The organism is Leclercia sp. GHBNCSD, assembly GCF_055805075.1.
In genome coordinates this window covers 3,853,229-3,870,129 of record NZ_JBQVYO010000001.1, presented here as the reverse complement: position 1 = coordinate 3,870,129, position 16,901 = coordinate 3,853,229, and the positions used below count along the sequence as shown (strand labels likewise).

The 16,901-nt window shown below is 57.8% G+C and carries 17 protein-coding genes and 1 pseudogene; 3 read left to right on the top strand and 15 right to left on the bottom strand.

Annotated features, from left to right (window positions below; translation table 11 throughout):
• Positions 1-8: 8 nt before the first annotated feature.
• The 10 genes from ACT3IC_RS18510 to ACT3IC_RS18465 all read right to left on the bottom strand — a co-directional run bounded on the left by ACT3IC_RS18510 (position 9) and on the right by ACT3IC_RS18465 (position 8,084).
• Positions 9-503 (bottom strand): flavin reductase, encoded by a 495-nt coding sequence (locus ACT3IC_RS18510; RefSeq protein WP_103179979.1) that lies wholly within the window; start codon positions 501-503, stop codon positions 9-11.
• A 10-nt stretch (positions 504-513) separates the two neighbouring features.
• Entirely contained in the window at positions 514-1,446 is a 933-nt protein-coding gene (locus tag ACT3IC_RS18505; protein WP_103179980.1) for a PDR/VanB family oxidoreductase, read from the bottom strand.
• Between the two features lie 9 nt (positions 1,447-1,455).
• Complete coding sequence (locus ACT3IC_RS18500; protein ID WP_156654686.1) at positions 1,456-2,196, bottom strand: SDR family NAD(P)-dependent oxidoreductase; 741 nt, start codon at positions 2,194-2,196, stop codon at positions 1,456-1,458.
• 10 nt (positions 2,197-2,206) lie between these two features.
• Entirely contained in the window at positions 2,207-2,686 is a 480-nt protein-coding gene (locus ACT3IC_RS18495) for an aromatic-ring-hydroxylating dioxygenase subunit beta (protein ID WP_156655492.1), read from the bottom strand.
• Positions 2,686-3,999, bottom strand: coding sequence for an aromatic ring-hydroxylating oxygenase subunit alpha (locus tag ACT3IC_RS18490; protein WP_159339494.1), 1,314 nt, complete (start codon positions 3,997-3,999; stop codon positions 2,686-2,688). The genes ACT3IC_RS18495 and ACT3IC_RS18490 overlap by 1 nt, the downstream gene beginning before the upstream one ends.
• Positions 4,000-4,027: 28 nt before the next feature.
• Complete coding sequence (locus ACT3IC_RS18485; protein WP_159339495.1) at positions 4,028-4,540, bottom strand: nuclear transport factor 2 family protein; 513 nt, start codon at positions 4,538-4,540, stop codon at positions 4,028-4,030.
• Between the two features lie 11 nt (positions 4,541-4,551).
• Complete coding sequence (locus ACT3IC_RS18480; protein ID WP_103179984.1) at positions 4,552-4,908, bottom strand: IacB protein; 357 nt, start codon at positions 4,906-4,908, stop codon at positions 4,552-4,554.
• 21 nt (positions 4,909-4,929) lie between these two features.
• Positions 4,930-6,057, bottom strand: coding sequence for an acyl-CoA dehydrogenase family protein (locus ACT3IC_RS18475; protein ID WP_103179985.1), 1,128 nt, complete (start codon positions 6,055-6,057; stop codon positions 4,930-4,932).
• A gap of 102 nt (positions 6,058-6,159) precedes the next feature.
• Positions 6,160-7,284 (bottom strand): amidase, encoded by a 1,125-nt coding sequence (locus ACT3IC_RS18470; protein WP_159339496.1) that lies wholly within the window; start codon positions 7,282-7,284, stop codon positions 6,160-6,162.
• A gap of 335 nt (positions 7,285-7,619) precedes the next feature.
• Positions 7,620-8,084, bottom strand: coding sequence for a MarR family winged helix-turn-helix transcriptional regulator (locus tag ACT3IC_RS18465; RefSeq protein ID WP_103179987.1), 465 nt, complete (start codon positions 8,082-8,084; stop codon positions 7,620-7,622).
• 388 nt (positions 8,085-8,472) lie between these two features.
• Between ACT3IC_RS18465 and hpaX the strand changes: the two genes are divergently transcribed.
• The 3 genes and pseudogenes from hpaX to ACT3IC_RS18450 all read left to right on the top strand — a co-directional run.
• Positions 8,473-9,840, top strand: a complete 1,368-nt coding sequence (hpaX, locus tag ACT3IC_RS18460) for a 4-hydroxyphenylacetate permease (protein ID WP_371816556.1) — start codon at positions 8,473-8,475, stop codon at positions 9,838-9,840.
• Positions 9,841-10,169: 329 nt separating this feature from the next.
• Positions 10,170-10,970 (top strand): Zygote formation protein zyg1, encoded by an 801-nt coding sequence (locus ACT3IC_RS18455; protein ID WP_159339497.1) that lies wholly within the window; start codon positions 10,170-10,172, stop codon positions 10,968-10,970.
• A gap of 163 nt (positions 10,971-11,133) precedes the next feature.
• Positions 11,134-11,235: pseudogene (locus tag ACT3IC_RS18450) on the top strand (AraC family transcriptional regulator); the annotation flags it as partial.
• Positions 11,236-11,257: 22 nt separating this feature from the next.
• Here ACT3IC_RS18450 and ACT3IC_RS18445 read toward each other — a convergent pair.
• The 5 genes from ACT3IC_RS18445 to ACT3IC_RS18425 all read right to left on the bottom strand — a co-directional run bounded on the left by ACT3IC_RS18445 (position 11,258) and on the right by ACT3IC_RS18425 (position 16,615).
• Positions 11,258-12,007, bottom strand: coding sequence for a phage antirepressor KilAC domain-containing protein (locus ACT3IC_RS18445; RefSeq protein ID WP_103822326.1), 750 nt, complete (start codon positions 12,005-12,007; stop codon positions 11,258-11,260).
• Positions 12,008-12,135: 128 nt separating this feature from the next.
• Positions 12,136-12,972: an MBL fold metallo-hydrolase gene (locus ACT3IC_RS18440; RefSeq protein ID WP_159339498.1), complete on the bottom strand. Its 837-nt coding sequence runs from the start codon at positions 12,970-12,972 to the stop codon at positions 12,136-12,138.
• A 12-nt stretch (positions 12,973-12,984) separates the two neighbouring features.
• On the bottom strand, positions 12,985-13,782 hold the full coding sequence (locus tag ACT3IC_RS18435; protein ID WP_473478527.1) for an OBAP family protein: 798 nt from the start codon (positions 13,780-13,782) through the stop codon (positions 12,985-12,987).
• A gap of 89 nt (positions 13,783-13,871) precedes the next feature.
• Entirely contained in the window at positions 13,872-15,215 is a 1,344-nt protein-coding gene (locus ACT3IC_RS18430; RefSeq protein WP_159339500.1) for a carbohydrate porin, read from the bottom strand.
• Between the two features lie 41 nt (positions 15,216-15,256).
• Positions 15,257-16,615 carry a glycoside-pentoside-hexuronide (GPH):cation symporter gene (locus ACT3IC_RS18425; protein ID WP_156654695.1) on the bottom strand — a complete coding sequence of 453 codons (1,359 nt, stop codon included), beginning with the start codon at positions 16,613-16,615 and terminating at the stop codon, positions 15,257-15,259.
• Positions 16,616-16,901: the final 286 nt, after the last annotated feature.

Genomic DNA, 16,901 nt, shown 5'->3' with positions numbered 1-16,901 from the left:
GGTTGGTTTTACGCTTCCACATCATGCCCGATGGCATGGTAGCGACGGTTAAAGTAGACCAGCCCGCGCGGCGCTTCGCTGATGCGTATCGCCTGCACCTGGCAGTAGAAAACGGAGTGGCTGCCCACTTCATGACAGGTGTCGATCAGGCAGTCGAAGCTGGCGACCGACGAGCTGAGCACCGGCGCGCCGCTGGCCATCACCTGCCAGGAGTCATACGCAAAACGCTGCTCGGATCGCAGGCTGGCGTTGGCGAAGACCCCACAGAGATCCTGATGGTCGCTGGAGAGGACGTTGACGCACAGCGCTCCGTTCTGCTTGAAGTGCGCGTTGGCATAGGAGTTGCGGTTCATACAGACCAGCAGCGTCGGCGGCGAGTCCGTGACGCTGCAGACGGCGGAAGCGGTAAAACCAAATTTACCCGCCGGGCCGTCGGTGGTGATCACCGAGACCGCACTCCCCAGCTGTGCCATCGCGTTACGAAATTCGGTTTGCAGTGTCATAAGGGTTTCCTCACAGATCGATGACTAAACGGGCGCTTTTGGCCCGGGAGCAGCACAACAACATCTGATCGCCGTCAGCTTTCTCTTCGTCGGTCAGATAGCTGTCGCGATGGTCCGGCTCTCCCTCCAGCACGTCGGTCAGGCAGCTGCCGCAGATCCCCTGTTTGCAGGAGACGCAGACCTTCAGCCCGGCCTGGGCCAGCGCCTCGACGATGGTCTGGTTCTCCAGCACCTGGACGGTAATGCCGCTTGCGGCGGCGACCACCTCAAAGGCCGCACCACCGGTGACGACTTCGGCGCTGAAGCACTCCTGATGCACCTGCTCCGGGCGATAACCGAGGCGGCTTGCCTCGTCGGTGACCGCATCCATCAGCCGGGTCGGACCGCAGGTGTAGACGTGGGTATTGGCCGGGACGTCGCTCAGCACCGCCTTCAGATTGAGGCGTTGCGTGTCGCTGAAGTGCAGATGCACGCGGTCGGCCCAGGCCGCCTGCTCCAGTTGGGCAATAAACGCCGCCCCGGCCCGGGTACGGGCGCAGTAGTGCAGGCTGAAGGAGCGGCCGCTGGCGTGCAGTTCGGCGGCCATCGCCAGCATCGGGGTGATACCGATCCCGCCGCCAATCAGCAGGCAATGGCTGGCCGTCTCCTCCAGTGCAAAGAGGTTGCGCGGATCGCTGACCTGGATCCGATCCCCAACGTTGAGCGCATGCGCGGCAAGGGAGCCGCCCTGAGACTTTTTGTCTTTCAGAATGCCGAGCTGGTAGTGACGGCGATCCTGCGGGTCGCCGCAGAGGGAGTACGGACGCACCAGGCCGTCTGCAAGATGGAGATCGATATGCGCCCCCGCGCTGAATGCCGGAAGATCGTTCCCGTCAGCATGCGCCAGCGTCAGCAGGAGCACCTCGCCCTGCAACTCCCGCCTGATAACCTGTAATGTCAGCATGTTGGCTCCTTAACGCATAAACAGACCGCCGTTGATGTCCCAGGTCGCCCCGGTGACAAACGACGCCTGCTCTGATGCCAGCAAAGCCACCGCCTGGGCAACAAACCCGGCTTCCCCTAACTGGCCGACCGGGATCATCCCCAGCAGACCGGCCATCTTCTCTTCCGGCACCAGGGCGTGAACCATCGGCAGATCCAGCGGGCCCGGGGCGATGGCGTTCACCGTCACGCCGGATTTGCCGAGCTCCCGGGCAAAGATTTTGGTCAGGGTCAGAATGCCGCCCTTCGAGGCGGCGTAGTGGGCGCCGGAGGCGGTGCCGCCGTTCTGCCCCGCTAACGAGGCGAGGTTGATGATGCGGCCGTAGCCTGTACTTGCGAAGTAACGCCCCAGGGTCTGGCAGCCGACAAAGGTGCCGCGCAGGTTGGTGGCGATCACCCGGTCGAACTCCTCCACCGTAATCTCCATCACCGGGGTGGCGAGGGTCAGGGCAGCGTTGTTGACCAGCACCTCCAGGCTGCCGAAGCGTTTAATGGTCGCGTCGAGCGCCTGCGCAAAATCCTGCGGCTGGCAGATATCTAACCCCAGCGCCAGCACTCTGCCCTGGCCGTCATCAAGACGATCCGCAGCTTCCCGGGCGCGGGCCACATCAACGTCGGTCAGCACCACCTGATCCCCCTGCGCCAGCAGGTGAGCGGCAATCACGTTGCCCAGACCGGCGGCCGCGCCGGTCACTAATACGGTTTGCGTCATGGGGAGTTCCTCAGAGGATGTAGCCGATGCTGTGCAGCACATCGTCGCTGTTGACCAGGCGGATCACCTTCCGGGTAATCAGCAACCTGCCCTCCTGCGGTGTCAGGTGCCAGGTGATATCCGCGGCATAGTGGCGGCTGTGGCCTTTGCGGTGCTCCCACAGGGACTGCGCCCCGCGCACCACGATCAGATCCTCGCGGGACTCCAGCAGGCGGAAGCGCGACAGGGTGCGCAGGGTTCTGGCGCGGGGCGTGGTGGAGATGGACTCTCCGCTGTAGAGGCGCTTCACCCGCTTCTCGCGCATGTGGTGATCGTCGCAGGCGTAGTTAAGGGTGTTTTTAAAATCGGTTTCGTTCGGGTCGATGGGCACCACGTAAAGGCCGTCGCGCTGCCAGAGATCCAGCCAGGCGTTGAACTCGCCCTGGTCCAGCAGATCGCCTTCGAGGTTGATTACGGACATCGCCGCAAACAGCACAGAATCTGGCGTCATCATTTTTCGCTCTCCGTCATCAATTTTTTCCACTGCTGGTAGGCCGCGCGCATCCCGGTTTCGGCGCTGACGTCGCTGCGCAGGCCGTCATCGGTGCGGTACTCCCCCGCCAGGCCGCGGTTGAGCATGATCCACAGGTCATCCCCCGCGGTGGCTCCGCGCTGCACGCGCTCCCAGGCCTCGGAGTCGTCCGGGGTGCCAAAGCCCATCGGCCCCTGGAAGTGCTCGTGCAGACGCAGCCGCGCCTGGTTCGCGATCTCCGGCCCGCCGTCCATGGTGATCACCGCGTGATGAATTTCGGTTTCCATCACTGAGATGGGTTGCAGGACGCGGAAGAAAGCCATTGAACAGGCGATGTTCGGGAACAGGTTGAGGTTGAAGCCGGAGCCGCCCACCGCGCGCACGATGCGTCTGACCTGCGCTTCGTCGTGATCTTTTCGCAGTTCGTCCGCCAGCCCGATAAAGCGCTCCGGGATGGGCGCATCGAGGTTGGCCTCCAGATCCACCAGTTCCGGGATCATCACCATCACGCTGTGGCCGTTGCCGAGATCTTCGACATAGCCGCTGCCGTCCACGAAGTTGAGCATCTCTTCGGTCTGCTTATCGACGGAGCTCAGGAAAGAACGGTGCACCACCGGGAAGTGATAGCCGTCGGTGGTGTTCTCCAGCTGAATTTTCCAGTTGCCCGGGAAGCGGAAGCGGTGTGCCGGCCCGGTTTTGATCGGGTAGCCCGCCCCCTGCTTCATAAAGAGATCCATCCACTTCTTCGCCGCGCCGAGGAAATCCTCCAGCGGTTCGATCTGCTCGTTAAAGGTGGCGAAAACCATGCCCGCATACTGCTCGGTACGCAGCGACACCAGCCCCAGCTCGTTCTTCTCAAGCCTGTCGGCATAGCTTTCCGGGTGCGGCACGCCGCGCAGGCTGCCGTCCAGAGTGTAGCCCCAGCCGTGGTACGGGCAGACGAAGCTGTTGGTTTTGCCGCTGCGGTGTTCGCAGACGGTGGCCGCGCGATGGCGGCAGCGGTTCAGCAGGGTGTGGAGGGTGCCTTTGCGGTCGCGCACCACGATCACCGGCTGGGTGCCGATCTCGGTGGTTTTGAAGCTGCCGGTCTCCGGGATCTCGCTGACGTGCGCCACCCAGACCCAGGTTTTGCTGAAAATGCGCTCCAGCTCCAGCTGGAACAGCTCGTCAGAGGTGTAGAGCGACGTGTGGACACGATCCGCCTTCACCAGAGCCGCAATCGCTTCCCGGCTCGGGGCCGTCGGCGTCGTGGTATCGATATTTTTGACATTCATGATCTGGTCACACTGCATAATCTTTCTCCTGCTCGTGGTCGGCGTTTTAGTTTTTGTCCGGTACAGGTAGCGCATCCGCCGCATGCCAGTGGCTTACCGGCCTGCTGAACAGGTTGCGGGTGGTGAAATGGTGCATGGTCATCTCCCCGGCTTCGCGACGGAAAATAATCTGCAGCTCGGCAGCATTCAGGTGCGCGCCACCGGCGGTAAAGGCGGAGGTTTGCAGCATCTGCCAGCGGCCATGCAGCTCGCCGTCGGCCTCGTGCCAGAGCGCCTCGGAGCATAAAAAGTGGCCATTCAGGGCGAAGTGCGCGGGCGTGCGGACGTAGCTCGCCATCATCGCTTCAATCGCCTCGCGCCCCTGATGTCTGCCCAGCCGGGTGGCGTAAGGTTCACCCAACCCTTCCCAGCACGCGTCTGCGCTGAACAGCGCGCCGATGGCCTGTACCGTCTCCATGCTGTCGAGGCGATCGCACAGCCGCATGTAGGTGCTGATACAGACCCGGGCGGCCTGCTGATCCTCAAGCTGCTGTAAACGCAGCGCATCCTGTGGGCTCATGGTGTGCTCCGTTACTGAATGATCAGCTCACGCCCGACGCGGGCTTCGATCTTGCAGTACTTCCACAGCTTGCTCTCGCCGTCGCCCACCGGAGTGGTGCGGAACAGGTTGCAGGCGGCCACCACGCTGTCGAGGGTGTCGGCATCGGCCAGCACGTAGGTGGTCCAGGGCGATGTGATGGATGGGCCTACCATCAGGCGGTCATCGTCCATATTGCCGATGACGCGAATGCCCTGGGTTTCGTCGATGCCTTTCATCATCACGCCGAACGCGGCCCACACCTGTCTGGCTTCTGCCGGAGTGGCATCAAAGAAGTTCTGGTTCACGCCGATGCAAAACAGCACGCGTAAGGTTGTTGTCTGGCTCATCTGTTGCTCCTGTGGTGAAAATTACAAATAACCCGGCAGAGGCTGGCCACCGAAATAGACCGTACCGGCGTTGAGATAAGAGAGGTCACCCATAAAGGCGTGCTGGGTGATCACCATGGTGTCGCGGACGTAGCGTTGCAGGGGGCTTTTCAGGGTGATGCCGCCCATACCGTTCAGCGCCAGCGCCTGGCGGGTGACCTCAGCGGCCACGCGGGTGGCGTGGGTGGAGGAGAGCCGCAGGGCGTTGATCTGCGCGCAGGCAGGCTCATCCCCGGCGAGGATGCACTGCCACACCTCGTCGATGGCCTCATAAAACCAGGACCGGGCGGAGCGCAGTTCCGCTTCGCAGCGGGCTATCTGCATCTGCGCCTGCGGCCGTTCCGCCAGGCGCGGCGCGCCGGTCACCGACTGCTGGCGATGGGCAATGGCATAGATTTCATGGAGGGCCGCGCGGGCGACGCCGAGTGCCACCACCGAGAGCACCTGGGTGGCCAGGGAGAGCACCGGGTAGCGATAGAGCGCCCCCTCCAGGTTAAGGGCGCCGCCGCGCACAAAGGTCCACTCCTGCGGCACAAACGCATCGTTAACCACCAGATCGTGGCTGCCGGTTCCGGCCAGGCCGACGGTGTTCCAGACCGGATCGATCTGCACGCTGTCGCGGGGCAGCACCGCCATGCGCGGCAGCGGTTCGCCGCTCTCCGGCAGGATGCCGACGCCAAAGACCGAGGCGCCCATGCTGCCGCTGGCAAAGCCCCAGCGACCCGAGACGCGGTAGCCGCCATCCGCCAGCACCGCTTTCTGCGGCGGGAAAATACCGCCGGCGAAGACCACGTCCGGGCCGTCACGGTAGAGTTCTTTCAGGGTGTCCGGCGGCAGCGCCCCAAGGTAGAAGGGGCTCATGCCGAAGCTGGCGACCCAGCCTGCGGAGCCATCGGCGGTGGCAATCTGCTCGATCAGCTCACAGAACTGTGCCGGGGTACACTCCTCGCCGCCGTAGATTTTGGGGACTAACGCGCGGTAGACGCCGACCTGCTTAAAGCGGGCGATGATGTCGTCCGAGATATGACGCTGTTGCTCAAAATCGGCGCTGCGGGTGGCGACTTCATTCAGCAGTGGAACGAGTTCCTCACGAACATGAACGGCAGACATAGCTTCCTCCCAAAAGAGTGTGCGGCCCGCAGAGAGACGAGTGCTGCCGCAATGAGTGGTACTCACTGAGTTAGTGTTGAAACTGTCGGTAAAGCGGGATTGTTAGCGGCGTCGTCGCTCAGAGAGCCATTCAGCCGCCTGCACCAGCAGCCCCTCCTGCCCTTTGCCGGCAACGAGCTGTAGCGCCACCGGACGGCCATCAAGCGTACCCGCAGGCAGGGTCAGCGCCGGGTGGCCGCTGAGGTTGAACGGGCGCACCAGCCGGGTGAGGTTCACTACGCTGAGCGGATCTTTTGCCTCTTCCAGCGTGGGCGGCAGTTCCGGCAGGGTTGCCAGGGCCAGCAAGGGGGTTTTCGCCAGTTGGTCATCCACCTGGGCGGTAAATGTGCGGCGGATAGCCTCTGCGGCCTCAAGGGCATGGGCATCGATCCCGGCTCCGGCACGGATGCGGGTGCCAACGTCGGCAGAGACACTGTCGTCACGCAGTAGCGTTTTAAAAGCCTGCCAGTTTTCATGGCTGATGAGGGTCAACCCGGCGCGATGGGCATCCCCCAGCAGCGGCAATTCAGCCTGACGCGGTTGCAGGTCGGCCTGGGCGAGGAAGTTCAACAGCAGGGAATCGATGCTGATGAGCGCCGACGGGATAAAGCCGATGGCGGGCATCCTGTGCAGCGGCGCGTCAACCGGTAGCCCCAGTCGGGTCAGTACGTCACGCAGGACGCCCGGCTCTCGGGCGAAGATCCCCACGCAGTCCAGCGAGCTTTGCGCGGGCATCACCCCTGCCCGGCTCACGGCGCCGTAAGTCGGTTTTAAGCCGAGGATGCCGCAGCAGGCGGCAGGCATGCGCACCGAGCCACCGGTATCGGTGCCGAGCGCAAAATCCACCTCACCAGCAGCCACCACTGCGGCAGAGCCGCTGGAGGAGCCGCCGGGGATCAAGTCAGGAAACAGCGGGTTAACCGGCGTGCCGGCCCAGGGGTTGATTCCGGTGACACCAAACGCCAGCTCGTGCAGGGTGGTTTTTCCGGTCAGGATGCACTTCTGCCCGAGAAGGGTTGCGACCACGTCGGCATGTTGTTCCGCCGCCGGGTTTGCGGCCAGTGCCGGGCAGCCTGCACGGGTGGGAAAGCCTGCGATGTCGAGGGTGTCTTTTACCGCGAAGCGGAGATCGCCCTCGCCGAGGGTACATCGGGTGACAAAACCATTGCTCTCAGTAACAGGTTGCATAATTTGCACCTTAACCAGAAAAAACGAATCACATTTGGGTGACGCACTCTTCGCTGCGGTTCGACCCACGTTTGTTCTGGTCAATCATGGAAGATTTAGATGAATATTCAAGTAATATTTCACGTTAATTTTACGAAAAAATAACACTGAAACATTCTTCTAACAATCCATGAAGAGAGGCTTAGGATGATGATAAATAACAATAAACGCGGCGCGGAAATGATAAAAGAGCCGCTCTGGTCATCAGAGCGGCTCTTTTATAATATTATACTTTACAGTGACTTACCTTGAATTTTTAAGGCTGTCACAAATCCGCAATTCTCTGCGGGAACGCTTCAGAGCGCGTTGAGGTTGTCGAGTACCTTCGACAGTGAGAGGTTCATTTTTTCCCGCTGGGCCGCGGTCATGCCCTTAAAACCCTTCTCGAAAACCTTGCGGGTAAGGCGGTGTGCCTCGGCCACTTTTTCGCGTCCGGCATCGGTGAGCATCACTTCGGTCACTCTGGCATCCTGCACGCTGCTGGCGGTGGTCACCAGGCCATCGTCGCGCAGGCGACCAACGATTTTGGTGACGGTGGGCATTTTGGCCATCGCGAATTCGGCGATCTGCGAAATGCTGGCCTTACCGTACTGCTCGGTAATCATCAGCACCCGAAAGCGGGACACATCAAGCTGCACCTTTTTCAGTGTGATTTCCATCACTTGCGTATAACGTGCGTAGACGTTAACTATCCAGTAGAACGGGAACTCTTCGCGGTGAAAAGTGGGGCCGCTGTCTGACGATGTGTTCGTATGACTCATGAAATGACGTTCCAGAAGTAATGCATTGACCGCAATTATACCCGCTATTTATCCCCCGCTATAGCCCGATCGCACCCTGCCCCCTGCGGTTAACCACTCGCTGCGCCGCAAAAGCCGATCGATATCGCATTATGATTCAAAAACGCTACGAGATTAACAATTACGTATCATTTTTTAAACAGAACATTGACGTCCATGCTCGCGATTTCCTATACGTTAGCGCACGTGTTTGCATCGCGTGCACCGGGTAGCTCCCCTTACCCGCTAGTTATCGGCTTTTATTAAAATTTACCTGCTTATCAACACATTATAAAAACACCCCGCGTCAAACGGGGCTAACACTACCTCTAACCGTTATGTGGAGCATTTCATGAATGAGAGCCCATCGATGGAGCAAACACGCGCTAGCGTGCTGGCTCCGCCTGCGTCTGCTGACGACACGCTCGATCCGCGTCAACAGCGGGTGATCAAAAAGTTATTCCGGCGATTGATCACCTTTTTGTTCATTCTGTTCGTCTTTTCGTATCTGGATCGCATCAACATCGGCTTTGCCGGTCTGACGATGGGCAAAGATCTGGGCCTCACCAGCACCATGTTCGGACTGGCAACCACGCTGTTTTACGTGATGTATGTCATCTGCGGGATCCCCAGCAACGTGATGCTGAGCAGAGTGGGCGCGCGCCGCTGGATTGCGATTCTGATGGTGGTGTGGGGGATCGCCTCCACCGCCACGATGTTCGCTACCGGCCCTAACAGCCTGTACGTGCTGCGTATGCTGGTGGGGATTGCCGAAGCGGGCTTCCTGCCGGGGCTGTTACTCTATTTAACGTTCTGGTTCCCGGCGCACTACCGCGCCCGCGCTAACGCCCTGTTTATGATTGCCATGCCGGTGACCATGGCGCTGGGTTCGCTGGCCTCCGGCTATATTCTCAACCTAGATGGGGTGATGAACCTGAAGGGCTGGCAGTGGCTGTTCCTGCTCGAAGGCTTCCCGTCGGTCATTCTGGGCTTTGTGGTCTGGTTCTGGCTGGACGACAGCCCGGATAAAGCGCGCTGGCTGACCCAGGATGATAAAGCCTGCCTGAAGGAGATGCTGGAAGCGGATCGCCTGAACGCCGAGAGTAAGCAGCTGCGGGAGCAGGCCGCCCTGGCGCCGCAGCAGCGTAGCCTGATGCGCGAGCTGTTCACGCCCACTATCATGCTTTACACCCTCGCCTACTTCTGCCTGACCAACACCCTGAGCGCCCTGAGCGTCTGGACGCCGCTGATCCTGCGCAGCATCAGCGAGGAGAGCAGTAACGTGACTATCGGTATCCTGAGCGCCATTCCACAGGTCTGTACCATTGTGGCAATGGTCTGGTGGAGTAAACGTTCCGACAAGCGCAACGAGCGTAAAGTCCACACCCTGCTGCCGTACCTCTTTGCCGCCGCAGGCTGGATCCTCACCGCCACCAGCACCGATCCGATGCTGCAGTTCACTGGCATCGTGATGGCCTCGGCCGGGGCCTTTGCCGCCATGGTGATCTTCTGGACCACCCCGGATCGTTCCATCTCTCTGCGTGCCCGCGCCTTAGGTATTGCAGTGATCAACGCCACCGGGATGACCGGCGCCGCGCTGGGCCCACTGCTGATGGGGATGATGAAAGATCTCACCGGGAACTTTAACGCCGGTATTTTTATGGTGGCCGGTTTCCTGGTGCTGGGTGCGGTAGTGATTGCATTGATTCCGATGAAACAGGCGGAACCGCAGCGATAGCCCTTCCTCTAAAAAGCCCGGAACAGCAGCCCTGTTCCGGGCTTTTTCCTCTCTGTCTCCGGCCTTGCCTCGTCCCAGCCCGCGCGGAAAAGATCATTTTGCGTGATACATCGTTCTATTAATATAGATAAAAGATATTAACAATATAAAATTGATCACTTTTAATTATATAAACCCAGGAATGACGACATTCATCACATTTTCCTTATTTTATTCAGCGCATATTTAACAGCATAGGATTTTACTCAAAAAATATAATGCCCATCATAAATTGAAATCATTCGCGCGTATTTTATTTCTACACTTAATAAGTATAAGAGAGTTATTTTATGAATATTGAACCAATTATCGATACCAATCTGGATACATATGTAGACGCAGGAAAAGCGCCCCTGGATAACTATCTCTTTGTATCACCGGAGCTGGAAGAAAAGCATCGGGGTCTGATGGTACTGGACTGTGCCATCGATACTGAAAAACATGCCCTGCTGCGAATAAATCAGAGTGGAAATATTCTCTTTGTCTTAACCTCTGCTGAATTAACCATACGCACCAAAAAATTATTTGCCAGCGTGGCGGTGTTGTTTGCAGCCATGTCCAGCGCGATGAATCAATCGGGTAGATCACTTTTTGACTATCAGGCATGGCGCTCCCTGATGGGTAAGTCTGCTTTTTTTGTTGAAGTGCAGAAAAACAGGAACATACTAACAATCAAAAACAGTGGGGTTAACGTTGATACACAAATCATACAGCAGCTCATCCCCGGCCTGAGTAGTGGCAGCGCGATGGCGATCGCCAACGGGGTGTTGAGTGCGGTAAAGGGAGAATTTCAGGCAACTGAACGCGATGAAAACGCGAAACGAGGCCACCTTCTTTTTATCTGTGAAGAGCTTTACGGGGCCCCGAGCGTAACGGTTCGTCTGTTTTACGCCTCGAAAAAATCTCACTGTGCCCTGTTCCAGCCTCCGTGCGATAAGTCGGTTAACGCCACGTTTGAGCAGTTACAGGAAGCCCATACCTTCCTGTTTGTTTCACCTGATACGATCGCGGAATATGACACTATTTTTACAGCGCAACCCGCCAGATATAAAAATCTTATTGAACGTTTTAAAAAATTGGTTAAAGAATAATACTCCACCCTTTATACAAAATTAAGCCAGTCATTTTTTATATTATTGTACGCTTGCACAACGTCGGCGTGGCGATAATGAAGCTGAAGTGTGCCAGTAATATTAATCTGGCTAACCTAAAGCCTCTGTGGTTAGCCAGTTTACGTCTTCGTTATGCGTCGGCGGCTACCGTACGCTGGCGGCATTCAGCCGGGCGTTTAAGCGGGTTGTCGGTAAGTCGCCGGGGGCATTGCGTGAAGCCAGTCAGACCCCAGAGGAGATCTGACCGGTTCGCTTTACAGGAGAGATTAAAGCCAGCTCTGCTGGACAGGGGCGCCTTCGGTGCGCTCCGTGCGAGGCATTTCAATTGCCAGCGTTGACAGGTGTTTAGCCCACAGGTCAGCCACCCATTTCACGCCGCGGGCGGTAAAGCGTGCCTGAGACCAGGTGCGCTCGTTTTCGCCCACGCCGCTGTGCAGGGTAAAATAGCCCGCATCGATATGGTGCTGCGGCGGAACCAGGTTACCGCCGACGCGCTGCATGATATTCCGCTCAAGCAGGAACTCCCGGAACTGGGGCTCTTTCGCTTTGAGGATCTTACAGAGCTGACGGAAGCCCAGCGACTCTTTGACCTGAACAAACTGATCAAAGAACGCCGCCTTTGGTGCCCAGAGGGCTAGCTGCTCCTCAGCACGCTGGCGTTTTTCATACTGCTCGGCCCAGGCGCGCGCCGCCGCCGCCGGGTTGGTGAAGTCCGGAATATTGACGTTTCTCTCCTGCTCCTGCCAGCGATCGAGCATGGCGGCAGTAAAGCCCGGGGAGATACGCGAAACCGTCAGCAGGGAGTCCCGTTTGTTCAGCAAAAACTCCTGCCGCATTTCACCTTCGCGCTCATACAGGCTGGCCGTTACCGGCTGCGAAAGACGCTGCGCCGTTTCCAGGCTTTTTACCATGCGCTTCACCTCGGTATGAGCAATACCGGTCAGCTTCGCGATTTCGCGACTGCTGATGGTGGCAAGCTGGCCACTGGACTGGAAAGTTTCAACAGGAATTACCATAGGTTTCACCCCTCACTCATACATTACTCGGGTAATTTGCTCTAATAGTATACAAATACCTGTTCAAATATCCAGTATAATTTTTAAACGATCTTCTGCCAGAGCAGGCCACGCCTAAGTTGCGGTAATTAGAGCTGTTTTGCCTGTGTCATCAGGCTCTCCAGTTCCCGTGCGTCATGGCTACAGAAAAAAGTGATGTCGTGGGCATGCGCGCAGGAGAGCTCCCGCAGCCGCTGCTGGTTGTGCCGCCGGGTACCGTTGTCCATCGCCATCATCCACTGGTAAAACCGCAGCCCCGGCGTGCAATGGCGCTGCGGCTGGCGCATCTCATCCCGATAGAACCAGGCGTCGCCACCGTGCAGCAACCACCCGGACGGCTGGCTGATGGCGATCCCTGCATGCCCCGGCGTGTGCCCGGCCAGCGGCACCAGCAAAATTTCCGGCGGCAAGCCGCGTAACGCCGTCACCGCGTCGAAGCCAAACCAGCGTTCGCCCTGCACCTGGTATCCCTCCCAGCCAGAGATACCGCTCCACTGCCCGGGACGATAGCGCTCCCGTTGCAGCCAGCTATGGCGCCGTTGCGCCGTGTCGATCTCCTGCTGCATTAAATGGATGCGCGCGTGAGGGAAATCGCTCAGCCCACCCGCGTGGTCGAAATCGAGGTGCGTAAGCACAATATGGCGGACATCCGCCACGCTAAAGCCCAGCGCCTCGACGCGGGCGCGCGCCGTAAGGGACTCCCGACGCTGGATATTGTTTAGCGCCCGGAAAAAGCCCGACAGCCGGGAGGGATCGCGTACATCCCCTTGCCCAAAACCGGTATCCACCAGCACCAGTCCGTCACGGTCGGTTTCGATAAGCAGGCAGTGGCAGACCAGGTGCGCATGTAGACCCTTGCTGAAACCGTCGAACAACGCGCCGCCCAGCGGGCACATACAACCACAGTTAAGATGATGAATCTTCATATCGCCTCCTCATCAGGGTAGGTGTTTCTGCTGACTCTGCTCGGACGTGCCGAAATGGGTAGTGTCCCCATGCCCGTGTTCGCCGCTGCCCTGCACGCGTTTAAGCTGAATGACCTCGCCGCGCTGCCAGGCATTTGCCCCTTCCGCTACCGGATGGGCCACGATGTCGGCACGCTGGGCTTTGATCTGCTGCGTATCGATCCCCAGACGACGATCGCGATCCGCCAGCAGCCGGGGATCGAGCTGTCCCTCGCCGGTAAAGCCCATCATCAGCGCAGGTATGCCGAGCGGCAGGGTCTTATCCCTGTCGGTGTGCCAGGTATGCCAGGTTTTGCCGTAGGTGTTGACGATTTTATTCATCAGCGCCTTGTCAGCGACCACAGGCAGGCCAGGCGCCACCAGGCTGCCCGATTTCACTTCATACTGGTGGCTGTGCCAGAGCTTTTTCTCCTCCGGCGGCAGGCTGTTAAAGAGGCGTTCGCTGATGATGTACTCTACCCCCATCAGCCGGGCATCCTTTGTATTGCCGTCATAGATGACCGCCTGCATGACCTCTTCATTGAGTACCGTCACGTAGTGATGCGCCTCCATCTGCCCGTTTTTATCCCCGTTGTAAAAATGAAAACCGTCAAGATAGGCACTGATAGCCTCCACCGGCGGTCGGGACTGGATCACCTGGGCCCCCGTCTCCAGGGTACTAAGGGTAGTGGAGGTGGTTTTACCGGGAACAGGCACCTGCGGCGGGGTATTATTCGCTCCGCAGCCGACAAGCAGCAGAATGGCTGGAAGGATCTGAGGTAATGATTTCATTGGCACTCCCTTTCATTTGAACTCGTTATGAAGGTAGTGCAGATGTGGCAAGCCAGCCAGACCGTGCCGGAGGTCTGGCTGGGAGACGATCAGAAGTAATATTTAAAACGGAGGCGGCCACCGTAGCGGGCGTCGGTGTCGCCGTCACCCTCTTTCGGGTCAGCATCGATCCACGAGGCATAGGCTCCGAGATAAACATTGAAGTTTTTCATTTTCATTACGTCAGGGAACAGATACGACGCGTGAAGCGTATGGATATCGTAATCGCCCGGATGGGTGATCCAGCAGTCGCCATCGCAGTCGTCATTCAGCCCGGCAGCGCTGAATCTGTCGATCTCGTTATGGGCGTAGATATAGCCCAGCTCAATGTTCTTCCACAGACCATTCACCCCGGCGGTGAAATCAGTTTCGTCGCTGGCATCCATGTACGCGGTGTTGAGGTTGACGACCATGCCGTTATCCGGGTCGGTTTTTTGCCCGTTCCAGTTCATCGTCAGGCCATAGCCGGTGCGATCGGACTGATCGATCCAGTGGCCTTCTGCATCCCGATAACCGTAAGCGTTGTTCACCAGGTTGCTCTCCATAGCCAGCGCCGTGGTGAAGCGCCCCTCTGACCAGGCGATAACCGGGCGCACGTAGGCCACGTTTTTATCGTTATCCAGGTCCATGCCATGGTACTGCTTATCGACAAACAGCGAGCTGCCGTTTTCCAGCAGGGTGTTGACCTCAAAATACCAATTACCGAGGTTTTTACTCAGCAGGAAGTTACCGCCGCTGTCGCTGCGCCCGCGCCCCTCTTTCATCATGTAGATGTAGCCATAACCGTCACTGTAGAGATCGTTCGCCGTGTTGCCGGAGTATTCGATAAAGGTGTCCTGGTTGAGGGGAAACATGTCGTAGGCTTCGAAACGCCCGACTTTGATTTTCCAGTCGTTCTCCTGGCCGAAGAAGAAAACCGCGTCATCCAGATTCATCTTGCCGGTAAGATCCGCCAGCGGCTGCGCCGAGAAACCGGCAAACTGGCCGTTGTCCATTCGCCGATAGCCGTCAAACCCCAGCAGGAGACGGCCATTGATATCCCAGCGCTCGTTGTTTGATGGGGCCCAGTCCTTATTGGCGCTGGTGCGCATGGATGTCAGGCTGCCGCTGCGGCTGGCGGCGTCCATATTGAACTCCACATCGCCATAGAAGCGCAGATCGCCATAGCCTGACAGGGTTAACGTCGGCGCTGGCGACGTCGGGGGTTCAGCTGAGACCACATTCACCGCCGGAGTCTGTTGCGCCTGCGCTAAGCGCGCAATCTGGGCTTCGGCTTTTGCCAGACTGGCTTCCAGCCGGGCGATTTTCGCCTCCATGCTGTCCGTTTGGGTGGCCGCCAGCGTGGTCGCCGGAATAGAGGCGCTGATCAGCAGCGCAATATAATGAATACGCATAGATTCCATCCTGTGAGTTTATTGTTGATTCCACTGGTACATTAGGGCTTTGCAAATTTTCCGTTATTTAAATCCGTCACCACGGTATTCATTACCTGTTCATCGAGGCGGTAGAATTTAATTGCCAGCGCGGTCAACAGATAAAAGAGCGAGGGGATAAGGGTAAATAACCAGACAACCCCCTGCACCGCCTGAGGGGATTGCACTGCTGCGCTGGCTTGATATTCAAACCCGGCCAGAACCCAGCCCAGAATAGCGCCGCCGACAGCCACGCCTAATTTAATGACAAAAATATTGGCCGCGACATTCATGCCGGTAATTCGCCGCTGGGTTTTCCACTCGCCGTAATTATTGGCGTCGGTGATCATCGACCACTGCAGCGCGCCGTTTCCGCCCTGCACCGTCTGGATAAGAAAATGGGCCACCAGCGGAATTAGCCAGTATTGCACCGGCAACCAGAAGCAGACGATGCCCAGCCCGGCGTTGAGCAGGTTTATCCAGAATGAGAGTTTGATTTTGCAGAACCGGGACCCCAGCGGCTGCGCCAGCGCCGAGCCCAGCATTGAGGCGATCATTCCGCCCAGCATAAACAGCGAGATGATAGTTGAGCCCTGACGCAGCACGGTATTGACGTAATAGACCACCGCGCCGCCGCGGATCACCACCGCCACCAGCATCATAAAGTTGTAGATCGACAGAATGCGCCACTGCTCATTGCGAAACAGAATTTTGACGTCACGGACGACATTGAGGTTTTCTTCTTTGATGGGCTGAACGCGCTCTTTGGTGGTGGCGAAACAGATGATAAACATCAGGCAGCCAATCACCCCGAAAATGGCCATCGCCATCTGAATGCCGCTCGCGCGATCCTGAGGATAGAGATAATCCGCCAGCGGCAGAATGCAGGCGGTGCCCAGGGCGCCGCCCAATGGGGTGATGGCAAAACGCCAGGATTGCAAAGAGAGGTTTTCCCGCGGATCGGAAGTAAGTGCCGCGCCCAGCGAGCAGTAAGGAATATTGATGGCGGTATACATCAGGGTCATAAAGATATAGGCCGCCACGGCATAGACCACTTTACCGCTGTCAGAAAAGGATGGGATGGTATAGACCAGTACGCAGCTGACCGCGAACGGGGCGCAGATCGCCAGAAGCCACGGACGAAAGCGTCCCCAGCGTGAGGAGGTGGCATCTGCAATCGCCCCCATTATCGGGTCGGTGATGGCATCCAGCAGCCTGACCAGTAAAAACATTGTCCCCATCACTGCGGGCGGCAGCCCGTAGATATCTGTATAGAAATAGGCGAGGATCGCCACTGAGGAGTCAAAGACGATATGGCTGGCCGCATCGCCGAGGCTGTAGCCTATTTTTTCTTTTACCGTTAATTTTTCCGTTGCCGACATTTCAGGCCTCTCCCTGTATTTTTCAGTCCTTTCGTTGTAGCTGTCGACATAATTTCCATATCCCTTCCAGAGCAATCTATTATGTTTTCTCGCTAAGAAGTTATGATTTTCCCTTTATGTGATCTGCGTGATTAGTGGTTATTTATGCGATAAATAAATCGCGCCACTACTATATTTCTGACACTGCTTCAGGAGGCTAAATACTCAACGGTAAATAGTCTGGTTTTATGCAAAGTGTTACCTCCGACACGCGAAGTGACAAATATTCGTCTAAGGTTTTCAGGTG